The sequence below is a fragment of the Acinetobacter sp. LMB-5 genome, from assembly GCF_001541635.1.
Lineage (GTDB): Bacteria > Pseudomonadota > Gammaproteobacteria > Pseudomonadales > Moraxellaceae > Acinetobacter > Acinetobacter pittii.
Genome location: NZ_LRDR01000001.1, coordinates 563,683 through 578,535, shown reverse-complemented (window position 1 = coordinate 578,535; position 14,853 = coordinate 563,683). Strand labels below are relative to the sequence as shown.

The window sequence follows — 14,853 nt, the reverse complement described above, 5'->3', positions numbered from 1 at the left end:
AACGTTTTATGGGCAATCTAATTGATGTAAAGCTGCCACACGTTGTTCAATTGTTGGGTGGGTTTGGAACAAAGCAGCTAAGCTGAAACCTTGTTCTTTACCTTCCGCAATTGCGAAGGCTTTCATTTCTTTTGGCATTTGATCTGGCATTTCTGTCTCAGCTTGGAGACGTAGTAATGCAGAAATCATTGCTTGTTTACCTGCTAAACGTGCACCTGCTTCATCAGCACGGTATTCACGATAACGAGAGAACCACATCACAATGGCAGAAGCGAGAATACCAAAGACGATATCCAATACCATGGTAATAATGAAGTAACCCATACCTGGGGCCTCATCATCTTGACGACCAAAAACATTACGGTCGATAAAGTCACCAACGACACGAGCAAAGAACATAACAAAGGCGTTCACAACACCTTGGATGAGCGCTAGGGTAACCATGTCACCATTCGCAACGTGACCGATCTCGTGCGCAAGCACAGCACGTAGCTCATCTTTGTTCATACGCTCAAGTAAGCCGGTGGAAACGGCAACTAGGGCATCATTTTTGTTCCAACCTGTTGCAAAGGCATTGGATTGATATGATGGAAAAATACCAACCTCTGGCATGTTGATACCAGCACGTTGAGAAAGTTCAGCGACTGTTTGCAATAACCAGCTTTCAGCTTGGTTACGAGGAGCATTCGGGTCGATCAGTTCTGTACCGGTCGTTTTCTTAGCCATCCATTTTGACATGAATAACGAGATTAAAGATCCCACCATACCAAACACAAAACAGATCACTAAAAGGTTGCCTAGATTCAAGCCACCCGCGCCATGGTAACTACCGACACCGAAGAGTGACAAAATAATGCCAGCTACAACCAGTACCGCGAGGTTGGTAAGCAAAAACAAACCAATCCGCATCATTGAGAAAATCCTCTTATAAATAAAATGTTATCTGATTTACAAATTCGAAATCATGAAGCTAATATGCGGGGCTTGGGGGAAAAATTCAAGAAAAAAATAAGGAATTGATACATTCTTTCATTTAGCAGAATGTGCCTAAATTTAAAGAATAATTGGCTAAATTCGTCAAAATGGTAAAGATCAGGTAATAGATCATTACAATTTAAAACATCTGAACTTACCTAAATAGAACTGCGAGCCGCCGTTCTTCTTTACTGTTTATTCAATTCGTATATGGGCAATTGCGGTGGCATTATTGGTGACATAAGTGCCCGTTGGTGCATCGGTATATGTACCGTCAGATAAAGTCACGATTTGACGAGAAGATGAATATTTAGGTGATTGAGTCGTGATTTGAGCTGTTGTGTTTTCTGCCAAATTAGAAGGATGTGAAACGGTTTGTACTGAAGTATTTGTAAAAGATGAAAAACCTGAACCTGATGCATATAGGTTTTGGTATCGACTTGTTACACGGCGCACATAATCTTGTGTTTCACGGAAAGGGGGAATACCGCCATATTTGTCGACATTACCTTCACCGGCATTGTAAGCCGCAAGTGCCATTTGCGTGTTTCCATTAAAACGCTTGAGTAACCAGCTTAAATATTTAGCGCCTGCAAAAATATTTTGTTGCGGGTCATAGGCGTTAGAGACATTAAAACGACGGGCAGTCGCAGGCATGAGCTGCATTAACCCTTGAGCACCTACTGGCGAACGAGCTCTTACGTTAAATCCTGACTCGGTATGCATAACGGCTTTAATTAAACCTTCTGAAACACCATGTTGTTGTGCAGCTTGTCTAATAATGTGGTCGAAAGCATTTTTATTCTTATTGTAGCTTGGCAGAACAGAAGCTTCTGATGCTCCCCAGTTTGTATAACTGTGAATATTACTATCAGGGTAATAGGTCACTTTTACTTTTTTAAGAGAGTGGTCATAGCTTTTTCGGTTGGTGAGTAATGTACTACCGTTTTTATCTTGGTAAATATACATTTGACCTGCTGAACTCGAAGTTATGCCGACCGTAAAAGTGGTCATCCCCAGCAAACAAGAAACAAGAAATTGAACCGAATTTTTCATTTTATGTTATTCACAATTTTTAGGTACTCAAAACTTGCAAAAGAGTTTATCAAAAAATATTACTTAAAGAAGATTTGTGTAATTTTTTTTATTTCGACTCTTTCAAAAAATCAAGCTGATTTGTTCGAATGCTCATCAAAAAAAATTAAAATTTTTTTTTAAAATGATTCTATTGACATGGTTAACATGTTGATTATTAATAATAAAAAACATTGGTTAAAAAATGATCAATTTAAAGAAAACCCTTAACAGAAGGCCAAAACAGTTTGTCAAGTACGAAGAAATCCACAATTTTATCCACAGGTTTTGTGGAAAACTGTGGAAAAGTCCAAAAAGTAAGCATTTTGCACAAATTTTGAACGCTTCAGTCAAAATAGAGCATGTGTTTTGCATCATGCACGAGCAATGTGACGACTTCAAGAATTGAAACTATTCTTTTGATGCGATTCTCTTCTGAATCATATAAAATTGCGCGGTATTTTTATTTATGGGTATATCTCGTCTATGTACGCGCCAGTTGAGTCCAATCAGGGATTTAATTTTAAGCCTGAACTTCCAACAAGCTCGGCCTATTACCGTTTGCTCAAGAAGCTTCGCCGTCAAGTTGGGCATGCTATTCGTGACTTCAATATGATTGAAGATGGCGATAAGGTCATGGTGTGTGTGTCTGGTGGTAAAGACAGTTATACCTTGCTCGATATTTTGTTGCAGTTTAAGCGTATTGCACCGATTAATTTTGAGGTGGTTGCGGTTAACCTTGACCAAAAACAACCAGGCTTTCCTGAAGATGTTTTGCCTCGTTATATGGAAGAGAACAACATTCCATATTACATTTTAGAAAAAGACACCTATACCATTACTAAACGCTTAACGCCGGAAGGTAAAACCTACTGTGCAGTATGTTCACGTTTACGCCGTGGTTCTTTATATGGCTTTGCACAAGAGATTGGTGCCACTAAAGTTGCTTTAGGTCACCACCGTGATGACATCATTGCAACGTTCTTCTTGAATTTGTTCCATGGCGGTAGCTTAAAGGCGATGCCTCCAAAGCTTTTATCGTCAGATAAAAAGAACATTTTGATTCGTCCTTTGGCATATGTTGAAGAAAAAGACATTATTAAATATGCCGAGATTCGTCAGTTCCCAATCATTCCATGTAACCTTTGTGGTTCGCAGGAAAACCTACAGCGTGCCATGCTTAATGAAATGCTACGTGAATGGGATAAACAATATCCGAAGCGCTTACACAGCATTTTCGGAGCATTACAAAACGTATCTCCGTCTCAGTTAGCAGACCGCGAATTGTTTGATTTCGAAGCCCTAGATTCTCAGCGCGAGTTGGATATTAAAGATCCGGAAGAGCTTAAGAACCGTTTAGATGTAGTGAACTTAAGCTTCGCTGCTGAATAAACGCTAGTATAAAGAATGTTAAAGGCACTTTATAAACAAGTGCCTTTAATGTATCAAAATACTAAAAAATGAATGTTCCGTACAAAAAGTCATAGCCCAAAATTTAAATTACATGCTATAACAAGCCACAAGCAGAATTGCTTCACATGATGTTGTCTGGATAGACAACCAGAGAAATTGAACAAATAAATTTGAGGAAGAATCATGCCTGCATTTTTAACTGAAGATTGGTTTGCGACTGTCGAAAAATTAACTGCTGAAGCAGGTGATCTTAATTTGCCGCCCGCTCTTGCGAACTTGGCAATTAATTTAGTAGTTACAGATGCTTCTGGAAATACCGAATTAGCTTTAGATGGGGGTAAAATCCAAAAAGGTTTGTCTTCAAATGCCAAAACAACTTTAAATATGGATGCTGAAACTTTACGTAAAGTATTCTTAGAGTTTGATATGGCTGCTGCTATGCAGGCATTCATGACTGGTAAAATTAAAGTTCAAGGCGACATGTCTCAATTAATGGCTTTACAAACAGCTAAGCCAAGCCAAGAACAAAAAGATTTGTTTAAGAAAGTATTAGAGCATACTGCTTAAATCTAAAAGAATTCATATAAAAAGCTTACCCAAAGAGGTAAGCTTTTTATTTGTATAAACAATGAATTTATCAACTTTTAAAAATAAAAATTAGATATTGATTCGTGTCTGCGCCGTTTTGATATGTTCAAGATAAGCACGGATACGAGTGACATATTGAACTGCTTGCTTATATCGACCATTTCGCGTTTTATTACTTTGCAAATAGTCATAGAGATTGACCCATTTGTTCGGATCTTTCCCTTGAGATTGCAAGCGCTTCTGAATCTGACTTACCGCACCTGGTCCCATGTTATAGGCCACAAGCGCATACCAGTTCCGATCAGGGAACGGAATATTATCAAATTCGGTTAGCATCAGATCGTAATACTTCGCGCCGCCCTGAATACTCTGAGCAGGATCGCTACGATTGCTTACACCCATTGCTCGAGCAGTGCTATTGGTTAGCATCATTAAGCCACGCACACCTGTGGGAGAAACAGATTCTGGCTTTAAATATGATTCTTGATAACCAATTGCAGCAAGTAAATGCCAATCTAGATCATACTTCGCTGCGCTTTGCTTAAAGCTCGCTTTGTAAATCGGTAAACGTGTGCTTAAGTCACGTTGAATGGTTGACCATGCTTCTGGTTTCACCACATTGCGGTTATAAAAAGAGGCAAGTTGTTGGGTCACACCATTTTGCTTACTTTGGCAAACAAAGCCGCTGGCGGTCTGTGTGAGTGGGTCATCAGCTTGTTTAAATACCCAACTTAACTCAGGATTTAAGCCATTTTTTTGCAAATTTGCTGTGTCACCACAACTTGCAGAAAACGACATTAAACCTTTGTTTTCGATTGTGCTTAAACCTGCTGTAGTCATCGCAAAGTTTGCTTTACCTTGCTGAACCCATCTAAGTGCAGTGGCATTGTCTGCCACGATTTTAAAGTCCAGCTTTACATTTAGGTTCTGTGCATAGTTACGTGCTAAATCGTAACCAAAACCATGTAAAAACTGATCTTCTTTGAAAACGGTTGTCGGGCTTTCTACCGCAACAACAGTTAAAGTGTTTGTATTAACTACAGTATTGTACTGTAGGGTTTTTCCTGCATTAAGACTATGAAATGGGAGAAGTATAGTACTGAGTGCAAGAGCTTTTAACGGGAGAGAAGAAAATAAAGAGTTAAGGCAAAGCCTCGACCCAGAACTTGAATTACTGTGCATGTTGTCTCCGCTACAGATAATTTATGCCCTAAAAGTCAGACAAAAAGCTGCCATAACTTCTAAAAGTTGATAAATTCAATAAGGGGTGGGCAGTCATGACGTCATTCAAAATGACATGAAATGAAAAAACAAACTGTGTAGAAAATCTACATAGTTTTCGAGTGGGTTAAAAAATGCTCAACATTTAAACTGCGCGCATCATAATATTGAAAAAAAGTAATGTCAAATTTTGTACAATTAAAACTTCGATATATCATCATAAACACATGAATTTCTTAAGGAAGAAAATTTATACACTTCTGATGTGAGAAAATAGGGTATAAAATGCTACATCTTGTAAGCGATATGTTGTTGAACAGTGGTTTTTTATCATGAAATCTAACTTAATCACTCGGTCAGGGCATGACAAATTAGTTGCTGAATTAAAACAACTTTGGCATGAAGAACGACCGGAAATTACCAAAAAAGTAAACTGGGCTGCAAGCTTAGGTGACCGCAGTGAAAACGCGGATTATCAATATAATAAGCAGCTCCTCAGAAAAATTGATCGACGTGTACGTTATTTAGGAAAACGCTTAGAAGAATTAAAAATCGTTGATTACTCACCTGAGCAAGACGGCAAAGTTTACTTTGGTGCTTGGGTCGAGATTGAAAATGAAGAAGGTGAGCAAAAAACTTTACGTATTGTTGGAATTGATGAAATTTATGATCATCACCCTCAACATATCTCGATTGAGTCACCTATGGCTCGCGCATTGCTCGGCAAAGAAGTTGATGATGAGATTGAAGTACACACGCCATCCGGAAAAAAGCTGTGGTATATCAATACAATTCGCTATGAAAAGACAGAAAACTCAGAAATTTAAATAGATTTGTGTTTATTTTGAGCGGTTGAATTAAAAATTAAATAAAAGATTTGCCAACTTCAATTTTTATTTATATTATAGCGCTCGTTGGAAGCGTGGCAGAGCGGTTTAATGCACCGGTCTTGAAAACCGACGAGGGTGTGAGTCCTCCGTGAGTTCGAATCTCACCGCTTCCGCCAGATTCTTAAAAAGCCCTTGTTAATGACAAGGGCTTTTTTTTATATCTAGTGTCTACATTACAGTAAGATTTAGCTTAAATACTGCTAATAAATCCTGAAAATTTCATATGAATCAAATAACTATATATTTTAATTGAAATTAATATATTTATATAATATGTTTTTTATTTTCAATATCTTATCAATTAATCCCCTATATATCAGAATCGAACAAGTTATTTGTAGAATAATCACTTATTGATATATGATGATCCAATATTTAGAGACTGATTCAAAACGTGATTCTATTGTTCAGCGAGCAAGATCAAGGAAGAAATAAGGCTGAATTCAGGTTTCTAAACCCTTATATATCTGGAAACTATTTCCAGCCAAATATTGCATTTTGACCCAATGGTTGGGAATGTCTTTCTTTTGTAGAGTAAGCATTTCCTATTTTAGGATGTATTTATGAAAAAATTATTTAGTGTCCTGTTCGGCGCATCTGTTCTCACACTGTCTGCATGTAGTAAACAACCTGCGCAAACTGAAAATACAGCTGAGAACAAAACTGAGTCAGTTCGAACAATTAAACTGGTTTCAACAGGTTCGGATACTGACGTGTGGAAATATGTTGCGACGCTTCCTGAAACTAAAGAAGCTGGTATTAAACTCGAAGTGACCAATCTGACTGACTATGTTGTGCTTAATACATCAGTCGCAAATGGTGAACAAGATGTAAATGCGTTCCAGTCCTTTAACTATTTGGCAGCTTATAATGCTTCAAATAAGGCCAAAGTTGCTGCTGTTGCGACAACCTATCTAGAGCCAATGGGTATTTATGCAAATAAAGTTAAATCTGTTGAAGAGTTCCCACAAGGTGCGACCATCGCGATTCCAAACGATACTGCTAATGAAGCACGTGCATTAACTTTATTGCAATCTGCAAATCTGATTAAACTTAAGCCGAACTTTGATCCTGTAAAAGGGACGACTAATGATATTGCTGAGAACCCTAAAAATTTGCAATTAAAACCAATTCAAATGACTACAGCAGTCCGTGTTAAAGACGATGTAGATGCAATTGTATTGGGTAATACATTGGCACTTGAGGGTGGCTTAAATGTAATGAAAGATTCTATCTTCCGTGAACCTATTGACCAGTCTACAAAGCTTTATGTGAATTTGTTAGGTGTGGCTGAAGCGAAGAAGAATGATCCGATCTATACCAAACTTGGTGAACTTTACCACTTACCTAAAGTTCAAAAGTTTGTAAGCGAAAAATTCGGTGGAACAAAAGTTGAAGTGAACAAACCTGTTTCTGAATTTGAAGATGTCAAATAAGTAATTTTTTTAATTTAAAATTATGTTTAAAAGCTAAGCCACAGTGATGGGGCTTGGCTTTTTTATTTATTAGTTTAAGAATATTATTCACTAGAAAAATAAATTGCTAACATAAGTATAAGAGTAATTAAAACTTCCATACCTACGCTGATAGTTACTAGTTCTAAATTAAATATCTCTTTCCATAAGCCATGTGCTCCCCAATCACCCTCTATTCCTCGATTATTAGATTTACGGTCATAGGTAGCTGCTAATCCAAAACCTAAAGTGGAAGACAAGAAACAAGCTAAAGTAAGTTTTAGAGGGTTAAACCTTGAAAATAAAGGGGATTAATATTGTCGTAATAATAGTCACAACAAAGGCGATAATTATATGCTTCAAATTATCCATAACTTCTCATTAAATTTTATTGTTTATAGTGTGTAGGCGAAAACACTCTCCTAGATATCGGTATATTTTATCTTGTATCAGTAGTGGAATATATAACTGATAGCTGGATAAAAAATCTAAGGCATAGAAATAGGAGTATATTTTTCTATAGGAAATCTCTATATAACCTTTTTTGAGATATACATAGTAAATTTTCAATAAGTATTTTTATTTTAAAGAAATTTTTTTAATTCAGGTATGAACAAATAATATAATTATATAAAATCAGGCAACAAAAAATTATGTATGAGTTTTAGTAAATGAATAAAACAATTTTTAGCTTAATTTTTGCTACCTGTGCAGCTTTTTCAAATAGTATTCAAGCAGAAGAAGTTTATTATCAACAAGAAGATATCGCTTATGCTTTTGAACTAGATTCAATCGAATTTTATTTACCAAGTAAAAGTAAATTTAAAATTACTGCTACCAGAAAACTAGTTGGCGTACCCGAAACAAAGTTTTATACAGGTGATTTTGATAAAGATAATATTGCACAATACCACATGGCTTTTGACTGTTCACATAAGACGATACAGATTTTAGACTTTATGATTGGTGATAAAAATAATGGTGAACTTAAGTATAAGAGCGATAAAAAGAGTGAAGTAATGAAAGCCACGGGTGATAATGATTTAGCTATGCTTAATTTAGTGTGTGAAAATGCTAAGGCTATAAAATAGTGTCTGTGAATTATAAGGCTTGTTTTAATACACGTATATACAATTTTCTTGGCGGCCCACCTTTGAAAAATATGAAGTTAAAGATTTAAAAATTATGATACCGGTACAGCCATTCTCTTTTTTCGCAATTTTTCTGTTGTTTTTTGTTCCATTAATTGGTGTTGTACTAACACTAGGCTTGTTGGTGAAATTAATATTCTTTTGGCGAAAGAAGGCGCAAAAGCCTGTTAGGTTTTTTTCTCGAAAAACATTATTCATTATGCTGTTGGCATTGATATGTGATCTGTGGGCTGGTTATTTATTTTATATGATTGCATCGGTAGGGTATGATTTTGCGCTTAAAGAGCATTATAAAGAAAGTCGCAGTCATTTCGTTTTATCTCAAGATGCCCAATATGGTGAACTGTTGATTCCCAAAGGGAGCTTAATCAGTCGTTATGATGCTTTTGATAATGGTGAGCCTCAATTACCCTTGAGTTTACGGGGATTACAAGCTGTACGTTTTCCTCATCCTGTACAAGTCGCTGGAATGTGGGTAACTGCGATGGAACCTCCTCGAATGGAATTGGCATGGGATCAGCATGTGGGTCCAGTTATGCGCTTTGATCCTAATGAAGAAAATGGTTATGGTAAATGGGTTTACGATACGAAGCGTCCCACCATCGCTTGTTCTCGTGGGGACATCGTACTGTTTGAAATTCCATCCATTCATTATGATATTGCAAAAGAATTTGGTAAACCTGAACCCGATGGAGCTAATGCACGTTTTCGTCCGAGTGAGTGGGGTGTTCAAGAATGTGAAAAAGGTCAAGGGCCAATTAAAGTTAGTCCAGCATATACGGGAACTAAGCCCAAAAAACCTTGGTTTCGACCTTACTGAAAAGCTCTATTCGACCTCTTCAGAGATTAAGTCGGCAGTCTTATGCATTGTTGGAGTAATTAATAAAGAAAGTTCTAAGTTTAAAAAAACAGTTGGTGTTGTGGTTGCAGCAAAGAGAGGTTTATAAATTATTTAGTGTTGAATTAAATATTTTATACGATGAAAAGCTCTTAATGTATCCTTATAAAATTCTAGTAATTTGAGTAAATTTATGTGGGACACGGTCATTTCTATTTCTATTTTTGATCATTGGCTTTCAGAAGTAGAAGCTGATCAATCGAATATCATTTGCTACGACATCTCATTGAAAAATAATAGCTTGGATGAATATTTAAATGGCGAAGAAAAATTCTTAAACTTTTACTATCAACTTTTTGATGAGTATTCTTTTAAAGATAATAAAAAAATAGATTTTGATGAATATAAAACCACTGTTATACAAAGTCTAAGAGAACATCGATTAATGGATATGTATGTTCAAAATGGAAGAATAAGGCTACAAGGTGGATTTGATAGGACTGATCAGCTCTTTTTAGCTAATAGATCTTTGATCCCAGATATTATGAAAAAACTAGAAATAAGTAAATTACACGTTTTAGAGACAACGAGTTATGAAAACTATTTAAAATTAACCTAATGGAGCTTATACGAAGTCTTTCTAGCTCAAATAAAACAGCCTCTTAAGGCTGTTTTATTTTCCCTTTATAAACCTCACTTAAACAATAACTCACGCATTATTTATCCTTACTTTTTAATGATCTAAATTAAAACAAATGTCATTTTGTGTGCTTGACTGCAAAAGGGCGGAGCACTATTCTTTGCCTGCTGGCCACATTGCCAGCCGGTTTTAGCAGACCGTGCTCAAGAACATTGAAAAAATTCATTTTTTGATGTAGACCCGTTCGTCTCCCTTTTTGTAGCGGTAGGACGGAAGGGGGACACCTTCGGGTGTGCTGGGTCTTGAGCCAGTCTGCTAACCCCCTTTCGTTCTGCCACCATAATTCTATAAATGTCTGGCAGAACTCCCAATAAAAAGGAGTTGGCTTTGCACATTCTTAATTTCTTGGCAGCCTTTGCCAAAGTCTATATCGACACGACTTAAATTTATACTTAGCTTGATAGCGATTAGCGCTTTCAGGCTTTAATTCGTCGCGACCAAAAACTTAATCAACAATAAAACTTGAGATGTGCAAAACACAGTCTTAACGGCTTTGCTATGCCTTTTTTTCTCCCAAAAAAGTATCTCGTTTACATACAACAAGAATTTTCATAACGGTAAAACTATGCCAAATTTAGTGATCTCCCCACGTGCCATCCAAGTCGTAAATAAATCAATTGATCTGTTTCACCATCACGGATTTCATACGGTTGGAATCGACAGAATCGTGAAAGAGTCTCAAATTCCAAAAGCGACTTTTTATCATTATTTTCACTCTAAAGAGCGGTTTATCGAAATCTGCATGATCGTGCAAAAAGAACGTTTAAAAGAAAAAGTAGTTTCAATGGTTGAGTACACTAGTCAAACAAGTGTGGTGGATAAACTTAAAAAACTTTATGTCTTACACACCGATTTGGAGGGGCTTTACTATCTATTATTTAAAGCAATTTTTGAAATCAAACTGACCTATCCAAAAGCTTATATCACCGCAATGAGATATAGAACATGGTTGCTTAATGAAATCTATAGTCAGTTAATAAAACTAAAAAAGATGTTTCCTTTCAGGACGCCAAATTATTTTTATATATGATTGAAGGAACCATTATTCAGCTTTTAAGCTCGGCTCAAGTAGGGGATAGAGAAATGATATTAGAATGTTTTTTGAAGCAGTTTAAATAGGATTCAAAGTCCGCTTTTAAAATGCATGCCAAATTAAAGGCTTCCATCTATTTATAAAAAAAGAACAAATAGTATGAAAGCCTAAAATCTGACTAAAAACTTAGAATGTATTTTGAATAATGACATCGTCGTAAGGAAGTTTGCCCACGCGTGGGTAAGGCTCGGAAGCCGACTTACCAACAGCAATCATTAAACACACCACATGGTCTTCAGGTAAGTTAATGAGCTTTGCCATTGCATCAAAGTCAAAACCATCCATAGGGCAACTGTCTAAACCATGCTCTTGAGCAAGAAGCATCAAGGTTTGAGCAAAAATACCTGCACTACGCATAACTTCGTCACGCTGGGTTTGTGGACGGTCACGGTAATATTGGTCAATTGCGCCAACCATAATATTTTGAACTTCCGGAGTCGCGCCATCCCATACACGCTTAGCATCAACTTCCCATGTATTTACTTTTGCACACAACACAATCAGTAATGATGACTCTGTAACTTGTGGTTGATCCCAAGCAATGGTGCGAATTTTTTGTCTTAACTCAGTATCTTCAATGATGACTGGACGCCAATGTTGTAAGTTAAAAGCGCTTGGCGCATTGGCTAAAACTTCTTGTAATAACTGCTTTTTGTTATCTTCAGAAAGTTGAAAAGCAGGGTCGAAGCGTTTAACTGCGCGGCGGTTACGGATGGCATCAATAACATTCATAAGATTTTCCTACTTAAGATTTGGGTAGCGGTACTCGTTAGTTTTTATAACGTTGGGCTACATCAGCCGAAGAAAAGTTTGGTAGTAATGTGATACGTGATTTTTCAAAATTATTCCATTGATTTTCGTCTTTCAGCACAGGAATTGTAATCGTTTCTTTGCGGTCAAAACCAATCAGAGCCGCATCGACCAAATCATTGACATCCATTAATGGTGGGACTTGGCTTAAGTCGATGCCAGAACGTTCCCAAATTTCGGTTTTAGTAGCAGAAGGCAATACGGCTTGAACATGCACGCCATGATCTTTTAATTCTAAATATAAGCCTTGGCTAAAAAATTGGATGAAAGATTTACTTGCACCATAAATGGTAGAACCTAATTCAGGGGCTAATCCAAGCACAGAACCTAAATTAATAATGGCACCTTTACCTTTATGTATAAGTGATTGCGAAATTGCATGAGACAAACGAACAACTGCAGTCATATTTAAAGTAATGAGTTTTTCAATATCTTTAATATCTTGGGTTAACAAGGTTCCGTTTAGTGCAATGCCTGCATTATTTACCAAAATTTCAATATCAGCATCATTTTTGAGTACATCTTCAATTTTACTGATGTCTTGATCGTTTGATAGATCGGCTTGAATGAACTCGGCTTGTACGCCGTATTTTTCTTGAAGATCTTTTGAGATTTTATCTAGGCGGTTTGTGTCTCGTGCAACCAAGATTAAGTTATGGCCACGTTGAGCAAATCGGTCTGCATAAACAGAACCAATCCCTGACGAAGCTCCTGTAATAAGTACTTTTGATTGAGCTGACATGTGATGTCTCCACGCTTTAATTTTTAGATGATGATCATAATCTAAAATATATAATTTTTGATGTCAATCATAATCAATGTATAATTATGACGAGTAGGGTGAGTAAAAGTGGGTAGTCCAACATGAAAGTCAGTAAAACTCAGGTAAAAGAAAACCGAGAAAAAATTGTTGAAAAGGCGACTCAACTGTTTCGTAACAAAGGCTACGACGGTGTCGGCATTGCTGAATTAATGTCTAGTGCAGGCTTTACTCATGGTGGGTTTTATAAACATTTCAGTTCGAAAACAGACCTTGTCTCAATTACCGTTAAACATGGACTTGAGCAGGTTTTAAAAAGAATAGAAGGTTTAAATTTAGCTCAATTTATTCAGCTTTATGTGTCCCGTACCCATCGAGATAACCGAGATTTGGGATGTACCTTAACAGCCTTGTCTTGTGATGCCGCAAGACAACCAGAAGAAGTAAAAGTCGAATTTGAAGAGGGCATTGAGCAACTTATTCAGTTCATTATGAACGAACGTGCAAAACAAGTTTCTTTGGAAGCGCCAGAGTTGAGAAAGCAAGCTATTAATATTCTTGCTCAATCCGTAGGGGCAATTGCTTTGTCTCGCGCATGTCCAGACCAATCCTTGCTTAGCGATGAAATATTGGAAAGTTGTAAAGAGAGCCTTTTAAAATTAGCCGATTAAACTTTTGAAGCTTTAATACTTGGTTGGCTAAGCTGAATTAACCTCGCAATATCGACTGTTCTTTCATAAATGAGTTCTGCCGCATGTTCGCAGGCTTGTTCTAATGTGATGGGACCATTTGCTAGTGAAAATGCAGCCGTAACGCCGTGCTCATAAAGTGCTTGATAGCCTTGGCCTAAAGTTCCTGCAATCACAATGACCGGAACGTTATGTGCTTTAGCAATTTGGCTTACCCCAAAAACTGTTTTGCCGCTTAAGGTTTGCTGGTCAAATTTACCTTCGCCTGTAATGACCCAATCTGCGTTAGAAATTTTATGCTCAAGCTGATTCAGTTCAGCCACGACTTTAACTCCAGCTTTAAAGTCGGCATTTAAATAACTTTTGGCTGCAAAGCCCAAACCACCAGCAGCACCAGAACCTGCTTCCTCTCGTTTATCGAAACCTAAAAGTTGTGCCGAGACATCGGCAAAATGGGCAAGGGCAGTATCGAGTAACTGTACTTGAGTAGGGGAAGCTCCTTTTTGTGGACCAAAAATATGTGATGCGCCGTTTGGACCGCAAAGTGGATTGGTCACATCGGCAGCTAGTAAAAACCGTGTATGCTGAATACGTGTGTCAAAGTGTGTTAAATCAATTTTTGATAGGTTGCTTAAAGCGAGACCACCTGCGGGTAAAGCCTTTTGGTTGGCATCGAGCAAAACAGCACCCAAAGCACTCAGTAATCCTGTGCCGCCATCGTTGGTCGCACTACCGCCCACAGTTAAAATAATGTCTTTTGCACCTGCGTCTAAAGCATCAAGAATGAGTTGGCCTGTTCCAAACGTTGTGCTGTGGCAGGCATCACGTTCTGACGGTGGGATTAACTGTATGCCGCTCGCTTGAGCCATTTCAATGATGGCGATTTTTTGTTTTTCTAACCAGCCCCATTTTGCTTGAACAGGCTGACCTAATGGCCCAACCACCGTTTTTTCACGCCATTGACCATCGCAGACTTCTAAAACAGCTTCAATGGTTCCTTCACCACCATCTGCCATTGGACATAAAACAGTTTCCGCATGAGGAAAAATTTCTTGCCATCCTTTGGCAATGGCCTGAGCTACGTTTAAAGCAGTTAAGCTGTCTTTAAATGAGTCAGGAGCGATCACAACCTTCATAAGTGCTCTAATGTGGATAGATTTTTAATTGTTTTATACTGCTTAATCCAAAAAAAACATA

Annotated in this window: 14 protein-coding genes, 1 tRNA gene and 2 pseudogenes; 10 read left to right on the top strand and 7 right to left on the bottom strand. The window is 37.4% G+C overall.

Translation table 11 applies throughout. The features are described from left to right. Positions 1-6: 6 nt before the first annotated feature. Together htpX and AW165_RS02630 are read right to left on the bottom strand one after the other, a co-directional pair. Positions 7-912: a protease HtpX gene (gene htpX / locus AW165_RS02635; protein WP_017399628.1), complete on the bottom strand. Its 906-nt coding sequence runs from the start codon at positions 910-912 to the stop codon at positions 7-9. Between the two features lie 258 nt (positions 913-1,170). After that, a pseudogene (locus AW165_RS02630) lies at positions 1,171-1,962 on the bottom strand (lytic transglycosylase domain-containing protein); the annotation flags it as partial. 573 nt (positions 1,963-2,535) lie between these two features. Here AW165_RS02630 and ttcA point away from each other — a divergent pair. Together ttcA and AW165_RS02615 are read left to right on the top strand one after the other, a co-directional pair. Beyond that, positions 2,536-3,441 (top strand): tRNA 2-thiocytidine(32) synthetase TtcA, encoded by a 906-nt coding sequence (gene ttcA, locus AW165_RS02620; protein ID WP_002118895.1) that lies wholly within the window; start codon positions 2,536-2,538, stop codon positions 3,439-3,441. A 204-nt stretch (positions 3,442-3,645) separates the two neighbouring features. Then, positions 3,646-4,029 (top strand): SCP2 sterol-binding domain-containing protein, encoded by a 384-nt coding sequence (locus tag AW165_RS02615; RefSeq protein WP_002118641.1) that lies wholly within the window; start codon positions 3,646-3,648, stop codon positions 4,027-4,029. Positions 4,030-4,119: 90 nt separating this feature from the next. On the opposite strand, the gene AW165_RS02610 is transcribed toward AW165_RS02615, so the two are convergent. Further along, the gene (locus tag AW165_RS02610) at positions 4,120-5,232 is read right to left on the bottom strand and encodes a transglycosylase SLT domain-containing protein (protein ID WP_032057444.1); all 1,113 of its coding nucleotides are present in this window, start codon (positions 5,230-5,232) and stop codon (positions 4,120-4,122) included. 371 nt (positions 5,233-5,603) lie between these two features. Here AW165_RS02610 and greB point away from each other — a divergent pair, with 371 nt between their 5' ends. The 3 genes from greB to AW165_RS02595 all read left to right on the top strand — a co-directional run bounded on the left by greB (position 5,604) and on the right by AW165_RS02595 (position 7,597). After that, on the top strand, positions 5,604-6,098 hold the full coding sequence (greB, locus tag AW165_RS02605; protein ID WP_002118865.1) for a transcription elongation factor GreB: 495 nt from the start codon (positions 5,604-5,606) through the stop codon (positions 6,096-6,098). An 89-nt stretch (positions 6,099-6,187) separates the two neighbouring features. After that, a tRNA-Ser gene (locus AW165_RS02600) sits at positions 6,188-6,277 on the top strand. 447 nt (positions 6,278-6,724) lie between these two features. Continuing rightward, on the top strand, positions 6,725-7,597 hold the full coding sequence (locus tag AW165_RS02595; RefSeq protein ID WP_060464890.1) for a MetQ/NlpA family ABC transporter substrate-binding protein: 873 nt from the start codon (positions 6,725-6,727) through the stop codon (positions 7,595-7,597). Between the two features lie 83 nt (positions 7,598-7,680). On the opposite strand, the gene AW165_RS20035 is transcribed toward AW165_RS02595, so the two are convergent. After that, positions 7,681-7,875 (bottom strand): hypothetical protein, encoded by a 195-nt coding sequence (locus AW165_RS20035; protein ID WP_081410499.1) that lies wholly within the window; start codon positions 7,873-7,875, stop codon positions 7,681-7,683. A 411-nt stretch (positions 7,876-8,286) separates the two neighbouring features. On the opposite strand from AW165_RS20035, the gene AW165_RS02585 reads away from it, so the two are divergent. The 4 genes and pseudogenes from AW165_RS02585 to AW165_RS02570 all read left to right on the top strand — a co-directional run bounded on the left by AW165_RS02585 (position 8,287) and on the right by AW165_RS02570 (position 11,423). Beyond that, on the top strand, positions 8,287-8,706 hold the full coding sequence (locus AW165_RS02585; protein WP_060464889.1) for a hypothetical protein: 420 nt from the start codon (positions 8,287-8,289) through the stop codon (positions 8,704-8,706). 136 nt (positions 8,707-8,842) lie between these two features. Next, positions 8,843-9,586 (top strand): hypothetical protein, encoded by a 744-nt coding sequence (locus AW165_RS02580; RefSeq protein WP_081410520.1) that lies wholly within the window; start codon positions 8,843-8,845, stop codon positions 9,584-9,586. 211 nt (positions 9,587-9,797) lie between these two features. After that, a complete protein-coding gene (locus AW165_RS02575) occupies positions 9,798-10,223 on the top strand; it encodes a hypothetical protein (RefSeq protein ID WP_060464887.1) in 426 nt (141 codons plus the stop codon). A 646-nt stretch (positions 10,224-10,869) separates the two neighbouring features. Then, positions 10,870-11,423, top strand: a pseudogene (locus AW165_RS02570) (TetR/AcrR family transcriptional regulator). Positions 11,424-11,523: 100 nt separating this feature from the next. Here the strand turns inward: AW165_RS02570 and AW165_RS02565 are convergent. Together AW165_RS02565 and AW165_RS02560 are read right to left on the bottom strand one after the other, a co-directional pair. Beyond that, the gene (locus AW165_RS02565; RefSeq protein ID WP_060464886.1) at positions 11,524-12,129 is read right to left on the bottom strand and encodes a nitroreductase family protein; all 606 of its coding nucleotides are present in this window, start codon (positions 12,127-12,129) and stop codon (positions 11,524-11,526) included. A 37-nt stretch (positions 12,130-12,166) separates the two neighbouring features. Further along, positions 12,167-12,949, bottom strand: a complete 783-nt coding sequence (locus AW165_RS02560; RefSeq protein WP_060464885.1) for an SDR family NAD(P)-dependent oxidoreductase — start codon at positions 12,947-12,949, stop codon at positions 12,167-12,169. Between the two features lie 122 nt (positions 12,950-13,071). Here AW165_RS02560 and AW165_RS02555 point away from each other — a divergent pair, with 122 nt between their 5' ends. Further along, positions 13,072-13,638, top strand: coding sequence for a TetR/AcrR family transcriptional regulator (locus tag AW165_RS02555; protein ID WP_060464884.1), 567 nt, complete (start codon positions 13,072-13,074; stop codon positions 13,636-13,638). Here the strand turns inward: AW165_RS02555 and AW165_RS02550 are convergent. Beyond that, positions 13,635-14,792 carry a glycerate kinase gene (locus AW165_RS02550; protein WP_060464883.1) on the bottom strand — a complete coding sequence of 386 codons (1,158 nt, stop codon included), beginning with the start codon at positions 14,790-14,792 and terminating at the stop codon, positions 13,635-13,637. The genes AW165_RS02555 and AW165_RS02550 overlap by 4 nt on opposite strands. Positions 14,793-14,853 lie beyond the last annotated feature (61 nt).

Coding starts and splice junctions, on each gene's coding strand:
- AW165_RS02610 (WP_032057444.1), bottom strand. CDS start 5,232: ATGCACAGTAATTCAAGTTCTGGGTCGAGGCTTTGCCTTAACTCTTTA.
- AW165_RS02565 (WP_060464886.1), bottom strand. CDS start 12,129: ATGAATGTTATTGATGCCATCCGTAACCGCCGCGCAGTTAAACGCTTC.
- ttcA (WP_002118895.1), top strand. CDS start 2,536: ATGTACGCGCCAGTTGAGTCCAATCAGGGATTTAATTTTAAGCCTGAA.
- AW165_RS02595 (WP_060464890.1), top strand. CDS start 6,725: ATGAAAAAATTATTTAGTGTCCTGTTCGGCGCATCTGTTCTCACACTG.
- AW165_RS02575 (WP_060464887.1), top strand. CDS start 9,798: ATGTGGGACACGGTCATTTCTATTTCTATTTTTGATCATTGGCTTTCA.
- AW165_RS02555 (WP_060464884.1), top strand. CDS start 13,072: ATGAAAGTCAGTAAAACTCAGGTAAAAGAAAACCGAGAAAAAATTGTT.
- AW165_RS02615 (WP_002118641.1), top strand. CDS start 3,646: ATGCCTGCATTTTTAACTGAAGATTGGTTTGCGACTGTCGAAAAATTA.
- AW165_RS02585 (WP_060464889.1), top strand. CDS start 8,287: ATGAATAAAACAATTTTTAGCTTAATTTTTGCTACCTGTGCAGCTTTT.
- greB (WP_002118865.1), top strand. CDS start 5,604: ATGAAATCTAACTTAATCACTCGGTCAGGGCATGACAAATTAGTTGCT.
- AW165_RS02550 (WP_060464883.1), bottom strand. CDS start 14,792: ATGAAGGTTGTGATCGCTCCTGACTCATTTAAAGACAGCTTAACTGCT.
- htpX (WP_017399628.1), bottom strand. CDS start 912: ATGATGCGGATTGGTTTGTTTTTGCTTACCAACCTCGCGGTACTGGTT.
- AW165_RS02560 (WP_060464885.1), bottom strand. CDS start 12,949: ATGTCAGCTCAATCAAAAGTACTTATTACAGGAGCTTCGTCAGGGATT.